Raw genomic sequence first — 18267 nt, forward strand, 5'->3', positions numbered from 1 at the left:
GATGTCTCGACGACGTCGTTTCAAGGGCCGTGATGTGCACGGCATACTGCTGCTGAACAAACCCAGTGGCATCACATCCAACGATGCCCTGCAGCAGGTCAAGCGTATCTATAACGCGGCCAAGGCTGGCCATACCGGCGCCCTGGATCCCCTGGCCACCGGCATGTTGCCCATCTGCCTGGGGGAGGCCACCAAGTTTTCCCAGTTCCTGCTGGATGCCGACAAGCGCTATCAGGTGACGGCTCAGTTGGGGGTGCGTACCGATACCAGCGACTCCGATGGTCAGGTGATCAGCCGGCGTCCCGTGAGCGTGACGGCGGAGCAGTTAGCCGCGTTGTTGCCGCGCTTCATGGGGGAGACCATGCAGGTGCCCTCCATGTATTCCGCGCTCAAGCACAACGGCCGGCCGCTGTATGAGTATGCCCGTGAGGGGGTAGTGGTGGAGCGCGAGGCGCGCCCTATCACCATCTACGATCTCAAGCTGCTCACTTTCACCGGCGACAGCCTGAGCTTGGATGTGCACTGCTCCAAGGGTACCTATATTCGCACCCTGATCGACGATCTGGGTGAGCTGCTGGGTTGCGGCGCCCATGTGGTGGCCCTGCATCGCAGTCAGGTGGCCACCTATCCTGCGGAACGCATGCTGACCCTGGAGCAGCTGGAGACTCTCTTTGCCCGCTGCAAGCAAGCCGGTACGCCGCCCCGGGAGCAGCTGGATCCCCTGCTGCTGCCGATGGACACGGCGGTTGCGGCGCTGCCCGAGGTGAACATGTCGGCCATCGTGGCCAGCTATGTCAATCAGGGGCAGGCGGTGCAGGTTCCCGGGGTGCCCCTGGAAGGCTTTGTTCGCATGACGGTGGGCGAGGAGCGCGAGTTCATCGGCGTCGGCGAGATTGATGACGATGGCAAGGTGGCGCCGCGTCGCCTGGTGCGTATCGGTGGTGACGAGGAAGACGAGTCGGCCTGAACGGCTTGCCTTGCCCATGGGAGTGTGGGAAAATCCGCTGCCCTTTTTTGGCTGAATTAGTGATCGGCCAAAATTACTCAAGTAAGTTTTAATGAATTGGAGAATGACTATGTCACTAAACGCCGAAACCAAAGCACAAATCGTTGCTGAACACGCTCGTGGCGCCAACGACACCGGTTCACCGGAAGTTCAGGTTGCCCTGCTGACCGCCCAGATCAACCATCTGCAAGGTCACTTTTCCGAGCACAGCAAGGACCACCACGGTCGCCGTGGTCTGCTGCGCATGGTTTCCCAGCGTCGCAAGCTGCTGGACTACCTGAAGCGTAAGGACGAAGCTCGTTACGTTGCTCTGATCCAGAAGCTGGGTCTGCGTCGTTAATCGACGACAAGCACAAGCTGCTATTCGTAAAAAGGAGGCTCAGGCCTCCTTTTTTTCATCTGTAGCCCGTCCTGGTATTGGGCGCGGGCGCAAAGTCTTACGGCCTGATGCTCTTACCTTTTGCCGGCGTTAGGCTATACTGGTGCGCTAAATTAAGCGACCAAACACAGATAAAGGAAATTCAAGTGAATCCTATTGTAAAAACCTTCCAATACGGTCAACACACAGTCACCCTGGAAACCGGGGTCATGGCCCGTCAAGCCTCAGGCGCCGTCATGGCGAGCATGGATGACACCGCTGTTTTCGTGGCGGTTGTCGGCAAAAAAGAAGCCACTCCGGGCCGGGATTTCTTCCCGCTGACCGTGAACTATCAGGAGCGTGCCTACGCCGCCGGTCGTATTCCGGGAGGTTTTTTCAAGCGTGAGGGCCGTCCCAGCGAAGGCGAAACCCTGATCGCCCGTCTGATCGACCGTCCTATCCGTCCCCTGTTCCCGGAAGGTTTCCTCAACGAGGTACAGGTGATTGCCACCGTGGTCTCTGCCAACCCCAAGGTGCCGACCGACATCGTCGCCATGCTGGGTACCTCTGCTGCCCTGGCCGTGTCCGGTATCCCGTTCAACGGCCCCATCGGTGCCGCCCGTGTGGGTTATGCCAATGGCCAGTACCTGCTGAACCCCACCTCGGATGAGCTCAAAGACAGCCAGCTGGATCTGGTGGTGGCCGGTACCGAGTCTGCCGTGCTGATGGTGGAGTCCGAGGCGCAAGTTCTGCCGGAAGACGTCATGCTGGGTGCCGTAGTCTACGGCCACGAGCAGATGCAGACCGCCATTCAGGCCATCAATGAATTTGCTGCCGAGGCCGGTGCCAAGCCCTGGAACTGGGTGGCCCCTGCGGTGAATACCGAGCTGAAGGCCAAAATTGCCGAGCTGGCCTCCGCCGAGCTGGGCGAAGCCTACCGCATCACCGAGAAGGCCGTGCGTTACGAAACCATCGCCGCCATCAAGCAGAAGGTGATCGATCAACTGGTGGCAGCCGATGAGACTGTCGATGCCAAGCTGGCCGGTGAGCTGTTCCACACCCTTGAGAGCGAGATCGTCCGTGGCCGTGTGCTGCGTGGCGAGCCGCGGATCGACGGTCGTAATCCCCAGATGATCCGTGCCCTGTCCGTGGGTACCGGTCTGCTGCCGCGAGTGCATGGCTCCGCCCTGTTTACCCGCGGTGAAACTCAAGCGCTGGTGACCGCCACCCTGGGCACCGAACGTGCCGCGCAGATCCTGGACGAACTGTCTGGCGAGCGCGTCGACCGCTTCATGCTGCACTACAACTTCCCCCCTTACTGTGTCGGTGAGACCGGCATGGTGGGTTCACCCAAGCGTCGTGAAATCGGCCACGGCCGTCTGGCCAAGCGCGGTATCGCCGCTGTGATGCCGAGCCAGGACGAGTTCCCCTACACTGTGCGTGTGGTGTCTGAAATCACCGAGTCCAATGGCTCCTCCTCCATGGCCTCCGTGTGTGGTTCCTCTCTGGCGCTGATGGATGCCGGTGTGCCCATCAAGGCCTCCGTGGCTGGTATTGCCATGGGTCTGGTGAAGGAAGGCGATGACTTTGTCGTGCTGTCCGACATCCTGGGTGATGAAGACCACCTGGGCGACATGGACTTCAAGGTGGCCGGTACCACCAACGGGGTGACCGCCCTGCAGATGGATATCAAGATCGAAGGTATCACCAAGGAAATCATGGAAGTGGCGCTTAAGCAGGCCCGTGATGCCCGTCTGCACATCCTGAAGGTGATGGACGAAGCCATGCCTCAGTCTCGTGCCGAAATCTCTGCCTTCGCACCGCGCATCCACACCATCAAGATCAATCCTGAAAAGATCAAGGACGTGATCGGCAAGGGTGGCTCCGTGATCCGTGCCCTGACCGAAGAAACCGGCACCACCATCGAGCTGGATGATGACGGTACCGTGAAGATTGCCGCCGTGGACGGTGAGGCTGCCAAGGAAGCCATCCGCCGTATCGAGGCGCTGACCGCCGAGGTGGAAGTGGGTCGCGTCTACGAAGGTAAGGTGGTGCGTCTGGCTGACTTCGGCGCCTTCGTCAACATCCTGCCCGGTAAGGATGGTCTGGTGCACATCTCCCAGATCACCGAAGAACGCGTGAAGGACGTCAACGACTTCCTCAAGATGGGTGACGTGGTACGTGCCAAGGTGCTGGAAGTGGATCGCCAGGGCCGTGTCCGTCTGTCCATCAAGGAAGCGGTGCGGGATGAAAATCCCCAGGCTGCCGCGCCGGTCGCCGAAGAGGCCCAAGCGGCCGCCGAGGCCCCCAGCGAGGAGTAATATTCCCGCATGAAGAAAGCCCATCCAATTGGATGGGCTTTTTTTTGGCTATGTCCCAATTACGTGTTGCATGGGGCGTCCCAGCGCCTCATGCAAGCAATGGGGGATATCAGCCTTTCGTCCATAGCGCTCCAGCATCCTCCGCCACCCTAGATAATTCCTCAGATAGCGCGTCGCTACCCCATGGAATCGCTGCATCTACTCTTTCAGCCGTCTGTGGTACCCGTTCACATGCTGGATGTGATATGCGCCCACGATTCGTTCCCCTATCCGGTTGTGCACGACCTGATGTGTTATCCCTTGTCGCTGGCTGAAGCTGGTATAGACCCCAGCGCCATCGCTGCAGAGTACCGCATCCGGGGCTATCAACGGCTGTAGCACTCGCCTGACTGTCCTTGCATCCAGTCGTTCTAATTGAAAGTCTGCCAAATGACCGGCCCTGTCCTGCACCACCATCACCGGGATGTAATCGGGTCCAGTTCCTCTGGTTCGCCCTTTACCCCCACGGTGGCGTGCTGGGCGGGGTAATCCTCGCTGGCCTTTGAACGATTCGAGGAAGAAGGTTTCATCTACCTCGACGATACCCTCTTCCCGTGTCGCTTGATGGCTCGCCATGGCTTTCAGAAAACGATGACGCCACAAGAAGGCGGTGTTTTTGCAAACCCCACAACGGGCAGCGGCTTGTCGGACGGTGAGCCCGTCAATGAGTGCCTGAGCATACTCCTCCCAGCACTCAGTCTTGCGCAGTCTGGCCATCGGCGTCTTGGTGAGAATCGAGCAGGTGCGCAAGCATTGCTTGCACCGATAACGGCGTAATCCTCGACTCCACCCCCAAGGTGCCAATTGGGCAGCATCGGCCTGGCAATGGGGACAACAGCTGCAAGCCGGCAGTTGGGTGACAAGTGAGGTGACGGGATGGGGTGTTGAGAGTTCATTTTGCGCCAGACGACGCTGACGCAAGGTGAGCTGCGGGAAAAGAGACAGTAAATGTTGAAAGGCTTGGGTATCCATGAATGAGGCCCTCAAGGTGATGACCTACTTCAAGATTAGCCTTCCAACATATAACTGGGACATAGCCTTTTTTTTCATCGGTAGCGGCGCGGTCGTGGACTAGAGGCCGCGCAGATGCGCCGCTAGGCGCGCCAGGCCCTCTGGCCAGTGGCCGTGGCCGGAGTCGGCATTGACGTGGCCCTGGCTACCCAGGTGCTGCGGGGTCAGCCGCCAGCGGCCGGCCAGTTGCGCTGCGCGGTCAGCGGCCAGCCAGGGATCGTTATCCGACAGCAGTAGGCTGGTGGGGCAAGGTGGTGTGGATAGCGCCTCATCCGGGATGGCGAAGTGCAACGGATCGGGGGGCGCCACCAGAAACAGGCTGGCAATCTTGTGGGGCAGCTGTGCAGCGGCCTGCAGGCTGGTCAGGCAGCCAAAGGAGTGGGCCACCAGATGCAGCGGGACAGGGCTCTGGGCCAGATGCCGACAGAGCACCTGACACCACTGCGCCAGATCCGGCGTCTCCCAATCCTGGTCGTGCACCCGCTGCCAATCCGGGTGGGCGGCATGCCAATGGGTTTGCCAGTGGTCTGGGCCGCTGTCCTGGTAGCCGGGAACCAGCAGTATGGGAAGATGATGCATGGCAGTAGGCCCTCATTGGAATGAGCGACCAGTCTGCCTGAAGTGATAAGGCAAATTAAATATAATAAATGACTATTTAATTTCCATATGAAATAAGTGAGGCCACCCTAAGGTGGCCTCACTGCTTGGCGCCGAGTGTCGCTTGGCTTACTTGGCCAGGGACTCCGGCAGATCCTCGCGGATCTTGGCCAGCAGGCACTTCACCACCCGCGGGTTGCCGCAGACGATGTTACCGCTGCTGTAGAAGTTGTGTCCGCCGACAAAGTCGGTGGCCAGGGCACCGGCTTCCCGGGCGATCAGCTCGCCGGCGGCCAGATCCCAAGGCTTGAGGCACATTTCCCAGTAACCGTCGACACGGCCGGCGGCCACGTAGGCCAGATCCAGGCTGGCGGTACCGGCACGACGGATATCGGCGCACTCGCTGAAGATGCCATCAAACATCTTCTTGTAGGCGTCCAGATAGTGGCGGTGACGGTGGGGGAAGGAGGTGGCCAGCACAGTGCCGTCCAGGCTCTTGGATTGGCCGACGCGGATGCGGTAGCCGTTCAGCTGGGCGCCGTTACCACGGCTGGCGGTAAACAGCTCGTTGCGCAAGGGATCGAATACCACACCCACTTCGGTGCGGCCCTTGACGCGCAGGGCGATGGAGACGGCGATGTGGGGGATACCCTTGACGAAGTTGGTGGTGCCATCCAGCGGGTCAATGATCCATTGATAGTCGGAGTCGGCATTGCCTTGAACGCCGAATTCTTCGCCGATGATGCTGTGGTCGGGATAGGCTTTGAGCAGGGTGGAGACGATGGCCTGTTCGGCTTCGCGGTCCACGTTGGTAACCAGGTCGTTTTTGGCCTTTTCAGCCGTCTGGACGTTGGCTTGATCGCCAAAGTTCTTGGCAATGACTTGTCCTGCGTTGCGCGCCGCGCGCACAGCAATGTTCAGCATGGGATGCATAAATTGACTCACCAGATGTTAAAGAACGGGTTTTGTGGGCGGGCGCATTATACGGAGTGACCGCAGCTATGACAATGATTAAGTGGCAAGGGGCGGCTAGAAAGTGAGCACCTTGTCGGCGGCCAGGGTCCATTGGGCCAGATCCACCAGGGTGCCGATCTCGACGCCTTCCAGCAGCGGCAGGCTGCTGATGCCACGGGCATCGCTGCAGGTCTTGCACAGCTTCACCGGCACGTCCTGGGCGGTGAGGATATCCAGCATCTGCCGCAGGTGGTAGCCCTCGGCCGGCTTCTGGCCCGGCAGGGCAGCGGTCACCGCATCCGAGAGCAGGAACAGGCGCAGGGTCAGGCCGGCATCCTGCTCCTTGAGGGCGATGGCCAGACGCAGGGCGTTAAACAGGGCCTCGCTGCCATAAGGGGCGCCGCTGGCCACGATCAGGATCTGTTGGGACATAAAAAAGGCTCCATGAAGAGGAGCCTCAAAGCATAGCCTGGCGTGGCAGGGTAAAACCTTGATCTCAGGCTTGTCCCTGTTCGGTCAGCCAGGCGGCAAAGTCGGTGTAGCCACCGATATGCTGGTCGCCGACGAAGATCTGCGGCACGGTGCGCACCGGCTTGCCGACGATGTCGTGCAGATCGGCGATGCTCATCTGCTTGGCAAAGATGTCGATGTATTCGAACTCGAAGCCCTTCTGGCGGCAGACAGAGACGGCCATGTCGCAGTAGGGACACATGGGTTTGCCGTAGATGGTGACTTTTTCCATTGTTTACTCCTTAGGCTGCAGCACTAGGGGTGCAGCGTAACAAATTTTTCCCACAATGCCTCCTGGCTTTCCGGATGCTGCGGGTCCCAGATGATGCAGTCGATGGGGCAGACGGCGATGCAGGTCTGGTGTTCATAGAAGCCGACACACTCGGTGCAGCGGGCCGGGTCTATCTCGTAGACCTTGGGCCCCATGGTGATGGCCTGATTGGGGCACTCAGGCTCACACATGTCGCAATTGATGCACTTGTCGGTGATGAGCAGCGCCATCGTCAGCCGGCCTTCTGGTGGGGCTGACGGGTATTGGCGTCGCCGTCCAGATTGCGCAGCAGGATGCCGAAGTTCACATCTACCTCTTGGGGCACCGGCAGGTAGACGGTGTGACCGTCGCCGGGGGCCACCTCGATCTGCTCGCCCTTGCGGTTTTCCAGCTGGCCGAGATCGAAGGTGAGATTGCCTTGCGGGGTCATCAGCTCCAGGCGGTTACCCAGCAGGAACTTGTTCTTCACCGCCACCTCCACCAGGCCGTCGGCGCGGCGGCCGGTGATCTCGCCGACAAACTGCTGGCTGTCGGAGACCGAGTAGCCGTAGTCGTAGGTCTGATAGTCGCTGTGGGCGTGGCGGCGCAGGAAGCCCTCGGTGTAGCCCCGGTGGGCCAGGTTCTCCAGGGTCTTCATCAGATCCCGGTTGAAGGGGCGGCCGGCCACCGCATCGTCGATGGCCTGGCGATAGACCTGGGCGGTGCGGGCGCAGTAGTAGAAGGACTTGGTGCGGCCCTCGATCTTCAGCGAATGCACCCCCAGCTTGGTGAGGCGCTCCACGTGCTCGATGGCCCGCAGATCCCGTGAGTTCATGATGTAGGTGCCGTGCTCGTCCTCAAACGCCGTCATGAACTCGCCGGGGCGGTTCTTCTCCTCCAGCAGCACCAGCTGATCCGTGGGTTGGCCCAACCCCAGGGTGGGTTGCACCTGCACCGGGATCGGCTCCTGCTTGTGGACGATTTGGCCGACGTCGTCCTCCTTGCCCTCGTGCACCTTGTACTCCCAACGACAGGCGTTGGTGCAGGTGCCCTGATTGGGGTCGCGCTTGTTGATGTAGCCGGAGAGCAGGCAGCGGCCTGAGTAGGCCATGCACAGGGCGCCGTGGACAAACACCTCCAGCTCGATGCCGGGGCACTGCTGACGGATCTCTTCGATCTCATCCAAGGAGAGTTCCCGGGAGAGGATGACCCGCTCCAGGCCCATCTGCTCCCAGAACTTCACCGTGGCCCAGTTGACCGCATTGGCCTGCACCGACAGATGCACCGGCATGTGGGGGAAGTGCTCCCGCACCAGCATGATGAGGCCGGGGTCGGACATGATGAGGGCGTCTGGGCCCATGTCCACCACGGGGCGCATGTCGCGCACGAAGGTCTTGAGCTTGGAGTTGTGGGGCTGGATGTTGGCCACCACGTACAGCTTCTTGCCTAGGGCATGGGCCTCGTCGATGCCCAGCTGCAGGTGCTCGTGGTCGAATTCGTTGTTACGCACCCGCAGGCTGTAACGGGGTTGGCCGGCATAGACGGCATCGGCGCCATAGGCGAACGCATAGCGCATGTTCTTCAGCGTTCCCGCCGGAGAAAGCAACTCGGGTCTGAACATATTGTCTCTCTTGGGTCTGATCACAGGTCAGGATGGCCCCACCTGATGGGGCCGGCGGCGAATTGTAGCCTCGAGGGGCTAGGCCATGCCAGCTTTTTGCCATTGCACCGCGACACACCGTGGGTTAGCTTGTGGGACCCATAAGAGGATGTTTTTTTTGCTGTTTGGCAGCGATGTCTTGCGCCTGGGGCAATGACTTAAGCCGTGACTAGTCCGGCACATCAATCATTAAACATGGGAATGTTAAGCATGTTGAAAGCCTGCGACTTTACCCTGGATGACAGGGCGTTTCATTTTAGGAAGGATTGCTACCCACTGGCGAGGATTCGGGGCGCTAGGGTTAAGCAGCTAACATGGCTGGATAATCTCGGCCAGATCCTGTTCTGGGTGATGGTGTTTTCCGGCGCCATCTGGCTGGCGATGCAGCAGGTACAGTGGGCACCGCTGTGGCTGATCAGCATGGCTTGCAGCTTGACTGTGATTGGTGTCGGGGTGGGATGGTGGCGTTGTGGCCGCGTCGTATTGCAAATTGAATATCGGCATGCTGACGAGACAGGCGTGCAGTGGGTCAATGTGGTCAAGTCTCGTTTTGCAAGTGATGGTAAGTTGCTGACGCAGCAGGCCGATAGGTTGAATCAGCTGCGGGTGTAGGATAAACGGCGGGAGGTTAGGAAAGCATTGTCTGTCTCCTGATTAGCATTGTCATGCCATCGCCTGGGGCTAGCGGTGCCGATGGCCGGCACCGCTGTCAGGCTTTACTCGGCCTTTTCACCACCCAGGGCGGTGATCAGCTCGGGGATGAAGCGGCCCAATTCGCCTGTCATCAGGCTGAAGTCGGCATCCAGCCGTGCCGCCTTGTCTTCGGAGACCACGTCATCGTTCTGCTCCCGCAGCTCCTCGGAGAACTTGAGGCGCTTGATCCCCAGGTCATCCCCCAGCACGAAGCTCACCGTCTCGGCCCAGTTGAGGGCCAGCTTGGTGACCAGCTTGTCCGCCAGCAGGTGCACCTTGATCTCTTCAGTGGTGAGATCCTGCTGCTTGCAGCGGATGATGCCGCCGTGCTCCAGGGCGGAGCGCAGCTCGGCTTCATCCTCCAGCACGAAGCTGCCGGGGGCCGCGCCGGCATTGAGCCATTCGGTCATGGTGATCTCGGCGGGATCGGTCAGCGAGAGGGGCACCACCGGCAGGGAGCCGATGGCCTTGCGCAGCAGGCTGAGCACATCGTCGGCCTTCTTGGCGGAGCCGGCGTCCACCACCAGGTAGTTGTCCTGGGCATTGATCCACAGATGGGTCTGGCTGGTGCGGGTGAAGGCGCGGGGCAGCAGCTGCATCAGCACCTCGTCCTTGAGGGCCTCCTTTTCCTTCTTCTTCAGGGCGCGGCCCTGATCGGCCTCCAGCTGATCGATGCGCTCCTGCAGGGCCTCCTTGACCACGGGGCCGGGCAGCAACTTGTCTTCGCGCTTGGCGCACAGCAGCAGTTGACCCTGGGCCTCATGCACCAGCAGATCCGACTCCCGGCCAAAGGGGCTGACGAAGCCGAACTTGCTCATCTCCTGACTGCCGCAGGGCACAAACAGCAGGTTCTTGAGCAGGGGCTCCAGTGCCTCGGCGGTGAGTTCGAAGGGACGGGTGAAACGATAGATCTGCAGGTTTTTAAACCACATGACGGCCTCGGCTTTCGTTGAAATCGCGCCATTCTATCAGCTTTGTGATCCTCCCGGCATTCCGGACAGAAAAAGTGGAGCTGGCTCACAGGGGCTCGGGGCGAAACAGGCGGGGGGGCAAATGGCAAATTTACACTTGGATCAGTCATGGAGGAGGGCCTGTCATGGTGATCCGTCCGCATCGTCAAGAGGATATGCCTGTGCTGCTGGAGATCTGGCTGCAGGCCTCGTTACATGCCTATGACGAGTTGCCGGCGGCCCTCTGGTGGCCCCATCAGGAGGCCATGCGGGATCGCTTCCTGGCTGGCAGCGAGATTTGGGTGCTGGAGCAGGCTGGCCAGATCAAGGGCTTTGCCGCCCTGCAGGCCGACGAACTGCTGGCTCTGTATGTGCATCCGGAGTTTCAGGGCCATGGCTTGGGCGCCGCCATGCTCGGGCAACTCAAGTCCGGCCATCCTTACCTGTGGCTGCGGGTGTGCAGCCGTAACAGCGACATCATCGCCTTCTATCGCCATCACGGCTTCACCAGCTGCGGGGAGCAAAAAGATCCCCTCACCGGGCTGCCTGAACTGCTGATGGAGTGCCCTCCGAAATTAGTTGCCACCGTCTGCGCACTGGCTTAACGCCTGCTGAAACCTGTTTGTCTTGTCGATATCATAAAACTGTCACAAAAAGTTCTAATAATGCGGCTGGCAAATCAAGGAAAGGCTATCCAGGGCGTAAAACATGTCAAAAAAAGTACTGATCGTCGAAGATGAAGCCCCGATCCGGGAGATGTTGTGCTTCGTGCTGGAGCAAAAGGGATTCGAGCCCATGGAGGCGGAGGACTATCAACAGGGTCTGGCGGCCCTCAAGGAGCCCTTCCCGGATCTGATCCTGCTGGATTGGATGCTGCCCGGTGGCAGCGGTATCCAGTTTATCAAGCAGCTCAAACAGGATGAGGTGACCCGCCAGATCCCGGTGGTGATGCTCACCGCCCGGGGCGAGGAGGAGGACAAGGTGCGGGGGCTGGATGCCGGCGCCGATGATTACATCACCAAGCCCTTCTCCCCCAAGGAGCTGACAGCGCGCTTAAAGGCGGTGATCCGCCGCGCCGTGCCCACCAGCACCGAAGAGATCATTGAGGTTCAAGGGCTGAAGCTGGATCCGGTCTCCCACCGTGTCACCGCCAACGAGCAGGTGCTGGAGATGGGGCCCACCGAATTCCGTCTGCTGCATTTCTTCATGACTCACCCGGAGCGGGTGTACAGCCGTGAGCAATTGCTAAATAATGTCTGGGGCACCAACGTCTACGTGGAAGACAGAACCGTGGATGTGCACATTCGACGTCTGCGCAAGGCAGTGTCCGAATTTGGTCATGATGCCTTCATCCAGACGGTGCGCGGCACTGGCTATCGTTTCTCCACTCGTGTCTGAGGCACTGCATGTTTGAACCCTACTCCTGGGGACGGGTTGTCAAGAAGGCGCTGGGTTACTACCTGCCCTTCCTGGTCCTCGGGCTGTTGCTGGGCAACTGGGCCTTGAGCCTGTTTGTCGCCACTGTGCTGCACCTGGTGTGGCACTACTGGCAGCAGCGCCGCCTGTTTCATTGGCTGTGGGTCGACCGCAGCCTGATCCCGCCCCAGGGGTCCGGCACCTGGGAATACATCTTCAACGGTATCTATCGTCTGCAGCAACGGCATCGCGCACGGCGCCGTGAGCTGGCGGGGCTTATCCGCCGGTTTCGCGAAGGGGCCGAGGCGCTGCCGGATGCCGCCGTCGTGTGTCGTAATGACGGCAGCATCATCTGGTGTAACAAGCTGGCCGGTCAGCTGCTGGGCTTTCGCTGGCCCGAAGATGCCGGGCAGAACATCAGCAACCTGATCCGCACCCCTCAGTTTATCGCCTACCTGCGGCAGCAGCAGTTTGATGAACCTCTGGAGATGGGCTCGCCCATCAACGAGCAGAAGGTGCTGGAGTTTCGCATCATGCCCTACACAGAGGATCAGACCCTGCTGGTGGTGCGGGATGTGACCCATCTCAAGAGCATGGAGGCCATGCGGAAAAATTTCGTCGCCAATGTCTCCCACGAGCTGCGTACCCCCTTGACCGTGCTCAAAGGGTATCTGGAGATGATGGAGGAGGTGCCGGATCCGGCGCGCTGGGGTAAGGCCCAGAAGGTGATGCTGGAGCAGACCCTGCGGATGGACAACCTGGTGAACCAGTTGCTGGTACTTTCGCGCATCGAGGCGGCGCCTGAAATCAATCTGCAGAAGGTGGTGGACATGCCCAAACTGCTGCTGATGGTGGAGCAGGAGTGTCGTACCGTGTCGGCGGGTAGCCACGAGCTCTCCTTTGAGCTGGATGATGAGCTGCTCATCTATGGCGACGAGGATCAGCTGCGCAGTGCCGTCACCAACTTGGTGAACAATGCCATCAAATACACGCCGCCCGGTAAGCAGATCCGGGTCAGCTGGGCGCGGCAGGGCGCTCAGGCCCGCTTTGCCGTCTATGACCGGGGGGAGGGCATAGCGCCCGAGCACCTCAGTCGCCTGACCGAGCGCTTCTACCGGGTGGACCGGGCCCGCTCCCGTCAGACCGGCGGCTCAGGGCTGGGGCTGGCCATCGTCAAGCACGCCCTGAGTCACCACGACAGCCAGCTGGAGATCCAAAGTCAGCTGGGGGTGGGGAGCTGTTTTAGTTTTGTCATCCCCGCCCGCCTGGTAGTGAAGGCCAGCGCCAACGCCTGAGGCTGGCTAAATAAAACAAGCGCCTGATGGCGCTTGTTTTTTTCCTAGTTAGCACCCAGACCCTGATTCTTGTGCTGTCATACAAATGTCATCTATTTTTAGTAAATCTTTCATGGCGACGGGGGATACTGCTCCCCGTCAACAACAAGGACTTCCCCTTCAATTGGAGAAAGTGGATGAAACTCAACAAACTGGTTAGCGTCGTCGGCTTTGCCGCTGCCATCGTATCTGCCCAGGCCTTTGCCACCGTAGACAGTGCTCTGCCTGACTATCAGAAGGTTAGCGGCATCTCTGGCAACCTCTCTTCCGTGGGTTCTGACACCCTGGCCAACATGATGACCCTGTGGGCCGAGGAATTTAAGCGCGTTTACCCGAACGTCAACATCCAGATCCAGGCTGCCGGTTCCTCCACTGCTCCGCCTGCCCTGACCGAAGGCACCGCCCAGATCGGCCCCATGAGCCGTACCATGAAGGACGGTGAAATCGAAGCCTTCGAGAAGCGCTACGGCTACAAGCCTACCGCTATCCCGGTTGCCGTGGATGCCCTGGCCGTATTCGTGCACAAGGACAACCCCATCAAGGGCCTGTCCATGCAACAACTGGACGAAATCTTCTCCTCTACGCTGAAGTGCGGCAGCACCAAGGCCGCCACCAAGTGGAGCGACGTGGGTCTGGAAGGCGAATGGGCCAACCGTGACATCCAGCTGTTTGGTCGTAACTCTGTGTCCGGTACCTACGGTTACTTCAAGGAGCATGCCCTGTGTAAGGGTGACTTCAAGAGCACTGTGAACGAGCAACCGGGTTCTGCCTCCGTGGTGCAGTCCGTGTCCGCCTCACTGAACGGTGTCGGCTACTCAGGTATCGGCTACAAGACCTCTGGCGTGCGTGCCCTGCCACTGTCCAAGACGGGTACCGACTACGTGGATGCCACCGAAGAGAATGCGCTGAAGGGGGCCTACCCGCTGTCACGTTACCTGTACATCTACGTGAACAAGCAACCCAACAAGCCGCTGGATCCCATGGTGCTGGAGTTCGTGAAGCTGGTTCTGTCCAAGACCGGTCAGAACATCGCCGAGAAGGATGGTTACATCCCGGTTCCGGCCAAGGTGGCCGAGCGCGACCTGCAGATCCTGGGCGCCAAGTAAGCTCCGTCTGCTCGCTAACACGACCAAGAAAATCCCCCGTCTCGACGGGGGATTTTTTTTGCCTCAGGCTATGGCTCATAGCTGGGAGGGGCCCAGCCAGCTGGCGGGCGGCGGGGGCAGCTGACCGATGAGGCGGGCCAGCCCTTCTGACCAGGTCTGACGCAGTTGGGCAAAGGCCGGATCCTGCTCGCCGATGCGGCAGGGTTGACCGTGCAGACTGTCCTTGCGGTAGCACAGCACATCCAGTGGCAGGCCCACCGACAGGTTGCTGCGCAGGGTGGAGTCCAATGAGATCAGGGCGCACTGCAGCGCCAGGTCCAGGGGGGAGTGGTAGGTCAGCACCCGATCCAGGATCGGCTTGCCGTACTTGCTTTCGCCTATCTGAAAATAGGGGGTGTCTTCGGAGGCCTCGATGAAGTTGCCCTCCGGATAGAGGTGGAACAGACGGGGTACTTCCCCCTGGATCTGCCCGCCCAGCAGCAGGTTACAGCCGTAGTTGACCCCGGTCTGCTGCTGGCCGCCATCCCGGGCGATCACTTCCCGCACCGTGGCGCCGATAATTTCGGCCGCCTGATACAGGCTGCCGGCATGCAGCAGACTGAGCTCCGGCTGGGTGCAGCGCTGGCGCAGCAGGCTCACCACACTCTGGGTGGTGGCCAGGTTGCCGGCGCTTTGCAGCACCAGTAGGCGTTCGCCGGGCACCTCGAAGGTGTGCAGCTTCTTGAAGGTGGCGATGTGATCGACCCCCGCATTGGTGCGGGAGTCGGAGGCAAACACCAGGCCCTCGGCCAGGCGCAGGGCGACGCAATAGGTCATGGCAGACGTTCCTGTCAGGCGTTACTGTTGTTGCTGCTGTTCCTCCGCCAGGTGGATGGCGGCATGGGCCAGCATGACTTCTTCACCACCGCCATAGCGAACACCCCGCACCGGACAGGCATCCAGGTAATCGATGCCCACCGCCAGCTTCAGGTGCTGGTTGGGGGTGCGGCTTTGATTGGTGACATCATAGGTGTGCCAACTGTCGGCATACCAGACCTCGGCCCAGGCGTGGGTCGCCACGTGGCTGGTGTCCGGGGTGTAAAGATAGCCGCTGACATAACGGGCCGGCAATCCCAGGCTGCGGCAGCAGGCCAGAAACACATGGGTGTGATCCTGGCAGACGCCACTGCCGGTGGCAAAGGCGTCGGCGGCGCTGTCGCTCACCGCCGTGCTGCCCGGGGTATAGGGCATGCGGGTCAACAGGGCCGCCATCATGGCCTCCAGGGCGGCAGACGGATCCTCGGCCGGGGCAAAGCTGGCGGCAAAGTCACGGATGGCGCCATCGGCCCGGGTCAGATCGCTGTGGCGCAGGTAGATGAGGGGCGACAGGCTGATATCCTCGTCCTCCGTCTCATCCAGTATCTCCACCACGCCGCGGGCCAGAATGTCGATGGCCTCGTGAGGGGAGTCCAGGGTCAGCACATGCAGCACATTGCCGAAGCTGTCGGTGGTCTGGGTGGCACTCTGCGGCAGTTCCAGCTCCCAGGAGAGGATCCGCTGCCGACCGCTGGGTTGCGGGGTCAGCCGCAGGTATTGGGTGCTGCGGCGCACCGTGCTCTCATACTCGTAGCGGGTCTGGTGTTCTATGGTCAGGCGCATCAGGAGGCCTCCAGGTAGCTCTTGTGGATACTGGCCGCAATGGCGTTGATGTCGGTAAGGAACTGATCCAGATAGGCGTGCAGGCCATCGGCAAATAGATCGCCGATGGTGCCAAAACGCAGCTTGGCGTGCTGCACGGCGGTGAGTAGCCGCGGCTCCCGGCCGGCATCGCCCTCGATGTTGCCCAGCAGGGCCTCCACCTCCTCCACGCTGGCCCGCAGGGAGCGGGGTACCTCGGAGCGCAGGATCAGCAGTTCCGCCACCAGATCCCGGGTCGGGGCCTGCTTGTACAGCTCCTGATAGGCCTCATAGGCGCCCACCGAACGCAACAGGGCGTTCCAGCGGTAGAACTCCCGCACCGGATCTTCATCCTCTTTCATCACTTGGTACTTCACATCCAGGATGCGGGCCGTGTTGTCTGCCCGTTCGATGAAGGTGCCCAGGCGGATGAAGTTGAGGGTGTCGCTGCGCAATATGGTGCCGAAGGTGGCGCCCCGCACCTGGTGGGAGCGCTCCTTGACCCAGTCGAAGAAGGCCACCGCATCCTGGCTCGCGCCCCCACGCTTACGCAACGCCTTCATCTCCAGCCAGGTGGCGTTGAGGCTCTCCCACACCTCGCCGCTGATGCGGCCGCGCACCGCGTGGGCATTGTCCCTTGCCCCCTTGATGCAGCTGAAGATGCTCGAGGGATTGCGCTCGTCCAGCACGAAGAAGTCCAGCAGGTTGGCCATGTTGATCTGGCCGTACTCCTTCAAGAAGGGGTCGTGGGTGCCCGTGATGGTCAGCGGAGCGATGAGCTCGCTGTTGTCCGCATCGATCTGTGGCATCAGGGACATGGAGTAGGTGACGTCCAGCATGCGGGCGGTGTTCTCGGCCCGCTCCAGGTAGCGGGACATCCAGTACAGCTCACTGGCGGTGCGACTTAGCATGGGTAGTCCTCCAGGACCCAGGTATCCTTGGTGCCGCCGCCCTGGGAGGAGTTGACCACCAGGGAGCCCTCGGTGAGAGCCACCCGGGTCAGGCCGCCGGGAATGAGGCGGGTCTCCCGGCCGGTGAGCACGAAGGGCCGCAGGTCGATGTGCCGCGGGGCCACCCCGCTGGCCACGAAGGTGGGGCAGGTGGACAGGGACAGGGTGGGTTGGGCTATGTAGTTATCGGGCCTGGCCTTGATGCGCTCGGCGAAGGCGGCGATCTCGGCACGGCTGGCGCAGGGGCCGATGAGCATGCCGTAGCCTCCGGCACCGTGCACCTCCTTGACCACCAGCTCGGCCAGGTTGGCCAGCACGTGGGACAGCTCCGCCGGTCGGCGGCACTGCCAGGTGGGCACGTTGTTGAGGATGGGCTCCTCCGCCAGGTAGAAGCGGATCATCTCAGGCACATAGGGGTAGATGGACTTGTCGTCCGCCACGCCGGTACCCACGGCGTTGGCCAGCACCACGCCGCCGGCGCGGTAGACCGACAGCAGGCCGGGCACCCCCAGCATGGAGTCGGGGCGAAAGGCCAGCGGGTCCAGGTAGGCGTCGTCGATGCGCCGGTAGATGACATCCACCTGCTGGGGACCGGCGGTGGTGCGCATGAACACATGACCGTCCTTGACGAACAGATCGGCGTTCTCGACCAGCTCCACCCCCATCTGCTGGGCCAGGAAGCTGTGCTCGAAGTAGGCGCTGTTGAAACGCCCCGGGGTCAGCACCACCACGCAGGGGTTCTCCACCGGGGTGCTCTCCTTGAGGGTCTGCAGCAGCAAGGAGGGGTAGCGTTCCACCGGCGAGATGCGCTGGCGGGAGAACAGCTCTGGATAGAGCCGCATCATCATCTTGCGGTTCTCCAGCATGTAGGAAACCCCGGAGGGGGTGCGCAGGTTGTCCTCCAGCACATAGTAGTGACCATCCTGGTTGCGGATGAGATCCACCCCCGTGATGTGGGCATAGGTGCGCCTGTGCAGCGTGATGCCCTGCATGCAGGGCTGGTACTGATCGTTGGCCAGCACCTGCTCGGCGGGGATCACCTTCTCCTTGAGGATGCGCTGGTCGTGGTAGATGTCGTGCAAGAAGGCGTTGAGGGCCTTGACCCGCTGGCGGATGCCTTTATCCAGCATGCGCCATTCGGCGGCGGGGATGATGCGCGGTACGTTGTCGAAGGGAATGAGCCGCTCGGCCCCGTCCTCCTCGCCGTAGACGTTGAAGGTGATCCCGACCCGGTGGAACAGCAGATCGGCTTCTTCGCGCTTGTGCTGTATGTACTTGTCGTCCGTCTCCTTGAGCCAGTGCCAGAAGGGGGCATAGTGGGGACGACACTGGCCATCGGCCAGCAGCATCTCGTCGTAAAGCGCCTCGCCGGGAGGCTGGATCCTGATCATGCGATACTCCTTTACCACAGCAGATAAGCAGGCTTCGCAAGGAGTGTGCCAGCGCTGGCCGGGGC

19 protein-coding genes and 1 pseudogene are annotated in these 18267 nt (G+C 60.9%); 8 read left to right on the top strand and 12 right to left on the bottom strand.

The genetic code is table 11. The features are described 5' to 3' along the window. Position 1 precedes the first annotated feature (1 nt). The 3 genes from truB (at position 2) to pnp (ending at position 3685) form a co-directional block, all read left to right on the top strand. Positions 2 to 967 (top strand): tRNA pseudouridine(55) synthase TruB, encoded by a 966-nt coding sequence (truB, locus tag ABD847_RS05180; RefSeq protein WP_345010736.1) that lies wholly within the window; start codon positions 2 to 4, stop codon positions 965 to 967. Between the two features lie 109 nt (positions 968 to 1076). Further along, positions 1077 to 1346: a 30S ribosomal protein S15 gene (gene rpsO / locus ABD847_RS05185; RefSeq protein WP_345010737.1), complete on the top strand. Its 270-nt coding sequence runs from the start codon at positions 1077 to 1079 to the stop codon at positions 1344 to 1346. 185 nt (positions 1347 to 1531) lie between these two features. Continuing rightward, positions 1532 to 3685, top strand: a complete 2154-nt coding sequence (gene pnp, locus ABD847_RS05190; RefSeq protein ID WP_345010738.1) for a polyribonucleotide nucleotidyltransferase — start codon at positions 1532 to 1534, stop codon at positions 3683 to 3685. Positions 3686 to 3733: 48 nt separating this feature from the next. Here the strand turns inward: pnp and ABD847_RS05195 are convergent. The 7 genes and pseudogenes from ABD847_RS05195 to trhP form a co-directional block, all read right to left on the bottom strand. After that, positions 3734 to 4696: pseudogene (locus ABD847_RS05195) on the bottom strand (IS1595 family transposase). A 99-nt stretch (positions 4697 to 4795) separates the two neighbouring features. Beyond that, a complete protein-coding gene (locus ABD847_RS05200; RefSeq protein ID WP_345010740.1) occupies positions 4796 to 5314 on the bottom strand; it encodes an RBBP9/YdeN family alpha/beta hydrolase in 519 nt (172 codons plus the stop codon). Positions 5315 to 5461: 147 nt separating this feature from the next. Further along, positions 5462 to 6265: an inositol-1-monophosphatase gene (gene suhB / locus ABD847_RS05205; protein WP_345010742.1), complete on the bottom strand. Its 804-nt coding sequence runs from the start codon at positions 6263 to 6265 to the stop codon at positions 5462 to 5464. Between the two features lie 96 nt (positions 6266 to 6361). Continuing rightward, positions 6362 to 6718 (bottom strand): DsrE/DsrF/TusD sulfur relay family protein, encoded by a 357-nt coding sequence (locus tag ABD847_RS05210; protein ID WP_345010744.1) that lies wholly within the window; start codon positions 6716 to 6718, stop codon positions 6362 to 6364. Positions 6719 to 6782: 64 nt separating this feature from the next. Continuing rightward, positions 6783 to 7028, bottom strand: a complete 246-nt coding sequence (locus ABD847_RS05215; RefSeq protein ID WP_345010745.1) for a GrxA family glutaredoxin — start codon at positions 7026 to 7028, stop codon at positions 6783 to 6785. 23 nt (positions 7029 to 7051) lie between these two features. Beyond that, on the bottom strand, positions 7052 to 7297 hold the full coding sequence (locus tag ABD847_RS05220) for a YfhL family 4Fe-4S dicluster ferredoxin (RefSeq protein WP_345010746.1): 246 nt from the start codon (positions 7295 to 7297) through the stop codon (positions 7052 to 7054). 2 nt (positions 7298 to 7299) lie between these two features. After that, complete coding sequence (trhP, locus tag ABD847_RS05225; RefSeq protein WP_345010747.1) at positions 7300 to 8667, bottom strand: prephenate-dependent tRNA uridine(34) hydroxylase TrhP; 1368 nt, start codon at positions 8665 to 8667, stop codon at positions 7300 to 7302. A gap of 249 nt (positions 8668 to 8916) precedes the next feature. Between trhP and ABD847_RS05230 the strand changes: the two genes are divergently transcribed. Beyond that, complete coding sequence (locus ABD847_RS05230; RefSeq protein ID WP_345010748.1) at positions 8917 to 9318, top strand: hypothetical protein; 402 nt, start codon at positions 8917 to 8919, stop codon at positions 9316 to 9318. Between the two features lie 104 nt (positions 9319 to 9422). Here the strand turns inward: ABD847_RS05230 and rdgC are convergent, their stop codons facing one another. Continuing rightward, the gene (gene rdgC / locus ABD847_RS05235; protein ID WP_345010749.1) at positions 9423 to 10331 is read right to left on the bottom strand and encodes a recombination-associated protein RdgC; all 909 of its coding nucleotides are present in this window, start codon (positions 10329 to 10331) and stop codon (positions 9423 to 9425) included. A 164-nt stretch (positions 10332 to 10495) separates the two neighbouring features. Here rdgC and ABD847_RS05240 point away from each other — a divergent pair, with 164 nt between their 5' ends. The 4 genes from ABD847_RS05240 (at position 10496) to ABD847_RS05255 (ending at position 14205) form a co-directional block, all read left to right on the top strand. Beyond that, a complete protein-coding gene (locus tag ABD847_RS05240) occupies positions 10496 to 10954 on the top strand; it encodes a GNAT family N-acetyltransferase (RefSeq protein ID WP_345010751.1) in 459 nt (152 codons plus the stop codon). Positions 10955 to 11057: 103 nt separating this feature from the next. Next, on the top strand, positions 11058 to 11747 hold the full coding sequence (gene phoB, locus ABD847_RS05245; protein WP_345010753.1) for a phosphate regulon transcriptional regulator PhoB: 690 nt from the start codon (positions 11058 to 11060) through the stop codon (positions 11745 to 11747). An 8-nt stretch (positions 11748 to 11755) separates the two neighbouring features. Beyond that, the gene (phoR, locus tag ABD847_RS05250; protein WP_345010755.1) at positions 11756 to 13060 is read left to right on the top strand and encodes a phosphate regulon sensor histidine kinase PhoR; all 1305 of its coding nucleotides are present in this window, start codon (positions 11756 to 11758) and stop codon (positions 13058 to 13060) included. A 176-nt stretch (positions 13061 to 13236) separates the two neighbouring features. Then, entirely contained in the window at positions 13237 to 14205 is a 969-nt protein-coding gene (locus tag ABD847_RS05255) for a PstS family phosphate ABC transporter substrate-binding protein (protein WP_345010757.1), read from the top strand. 75 nt (positions 14206 to 14280) lie between these two features. On the opposite strand, the gene ABD847_RS05260 is transcribed toward ABD847_RS05255, so the two are convergent. From ABD847_RS05260 to ABD847_RS05275, 4 genes are read right to left on the bottom strand one after another with little or no spacing between them, the layout of a single operon-like run. Next, positions 14281 to 15021: a proteasome-type protease gene (locus ABD847_RS05260; protein WP_345010759.1), complete on the bottom strand. Its 741-nt coding sequence runs from the start codon at positions 15019 to 15021 to the stop codon at positions 14281 to 14283. Between the two features lie 21 nt (positions 15022 to 15042). Next, positions 15043 to 15843, bottom strand: coding sequence for a transglutaminase family protein (locus ABD847_RS05265; protein ID WP_345010761.1), 801 nt, complete (start codon positions 15841 to 15843; stop codon positions 15043 to 15045). After that, positions 15843 to 16772: an alpha-E domain-containing protein gene (locus tag ABD847_RS05270; protein WP_345010763.1), complete on the bottom strand. Its 930-nt coding sequence runs from the start codon at positions 16770 to 16772 to the stop codon at positions 15843 to 15845. Before ABD847_RS05270 ends, ABD847_RS05265 begins: the two co-directional genes overlap by 1 nt. Next, positions 16766 to 18202, bottom strand: coding sequence for a circularly permuted type 2 ATP-grasp protein (locus ABD847_RS05275; RefSeq protein WP_345010765.1), 1437 nt, complete (start codon positions 18200 to 18202; stop codon positions 16766 to 16768). Before ABD847_RS05275 ends, ABD847_RS05270 begins: the two co-directional genes overlap by 7 nt. Positions 18203 to 18267 lie beyond the last annotated feature (65 nt).

The sequence above is a fragment of the Pseudaeromonas paramecii genome (assembly GCF_039540575.1).
GTDB lineage: Bacteria > Pseudomonadota > Gammaproteobacteria > Enterobacterales > Aeromonadaceae > Pseudaeromonas > Pseudaeromonas paramecii.

Excerpts from the sequence above, each read along its gene's own strand:
- ABD847_RS05220 (WP_345010746.1), bottom strand. The coding sequence starts at position 7,297 with ATGGCGCTGCTCATCACCGACAAGTGCATCAATTGCGACATGTGTGAG.
- ABD847_RS05260 (WP_345010759.1), bottom strand. The coding sequence starts at position 15,021 with ATGACCTATTGCGTCGCCCTGCGCCTGGCCGAGGGCCTGGTGTTTGCC.
- ABD847_RS05215 (WP_345010745.1), bottom strand. The coding sequence starts at position 7,028 with ATGGAAAAAGTCACCATCTACGGCAAACCCATGTGTCCCTACTGCGAC.
- trhP (WP_345010747.1), bottom strand. The coding sequence starts at position 8,667 with ATGTTCAGACCCGAGTTGCTTTCTCCGGCGGGAACGCTGAAGAACATG.
- ABD847_RS05275 (WP_345010765.1), bottom strand. The coding sequence starts at position 18,202 with ATGATCAGGATCCAGCCTCCCGGCGAGGCGCTTTACGACGAGATGCTG.
- ABD847_RS05230 (WP_345010748.1), top strand. The coding sequence starts at position 8,917 with ATGTTGAAAGCCTGCGACTTTACCCTGGATGACAGGGCGTTTCATTTT.
- rpsO (WP_345010737.1), top strand. The coding sequence starts at position 1,077 with ATGTCACTAAACGCCGAAACCAAAGCACAAATCGTTGCTGAACACGCT.
- suhB (WP_345010742.1), bottom strand. The coding sequence starts at position 6,265 with ATGCATCCCATGCTGAACATTGCTGTGCGCGCGGCGCGCAACGCAGGA.
- rdgC (WP_345010749.1), bottom strand. The coding sequence starts at position 10,331 with ATGTGGTTTAAAAACCTGCAGATCTATCGTTTCACCCGTCCCTTCGAA.
- ABD847_RS05265 (WP_345010761.1), bottom strand. The coding sequence starts at position 15,843 with ATGCGCCTGACCATAGAACACCAGACCCGCTACGAGTATGAGAGCACG.
- ABD847_RS05255 (WP_345010757.1), top strand. The coding sequence starts at position 13,237 with ATGAAACTCAACAAACTGGTTAGCGTCGTCGGCTTTGCCGCTGCCATC.
- phoR (WP_345010755.1), top strand. The coding sequence starts at position 11,756 with ATGTTTGAACCCTACTCCTGGGGACGGGTTGTCAAGAAGGCGCTGGGT.
- phoB (WP_345010753.1), top strand. The coding sequence starts at position 11,058 with ATGTCAAAAAAAGTACTGATCGTCGAAGATGAAGCCCCGATCCGGGAG.
- ABD847_RS05200 (WP_345010740.1), bottom strand. The coding sequence starts at position 5,314 with ATGCATCATCTTCCCATACTGCTGGTTCCCGGCTACCAGGACAGCGGC.
- ABD847_RS05270 (WP_345010763.1), bottom strand. The coding sequence starts at position 16,772 with ATGCTAAGTCGCACCGCCAGTGAGCTGTACTGGATGTCCCGCTACCTG.
- truB (WP_345010736.1), top strand. The coding sequence starts at position 2 with ATGTCTCGACGACGTCGTTTCAAGGGCCGTGATGTGCACGGCATACTG.
- ABD847_RS05210 (WP_345010744.1), bottom strand. The coding sequence starts at position 6,718 with ATGTCCCAACAGATCCTGATCGTGGCCAGCGGCGCCCCTTATGGCAGC.
- ABD847_RS05240 (WP_345010751.1), top strand. The coding sequence starts at position 10,496 with ATGGTGATCCGTCCGCATCGTCAAGAGGATATGCCTGTGCTGCTGGAG.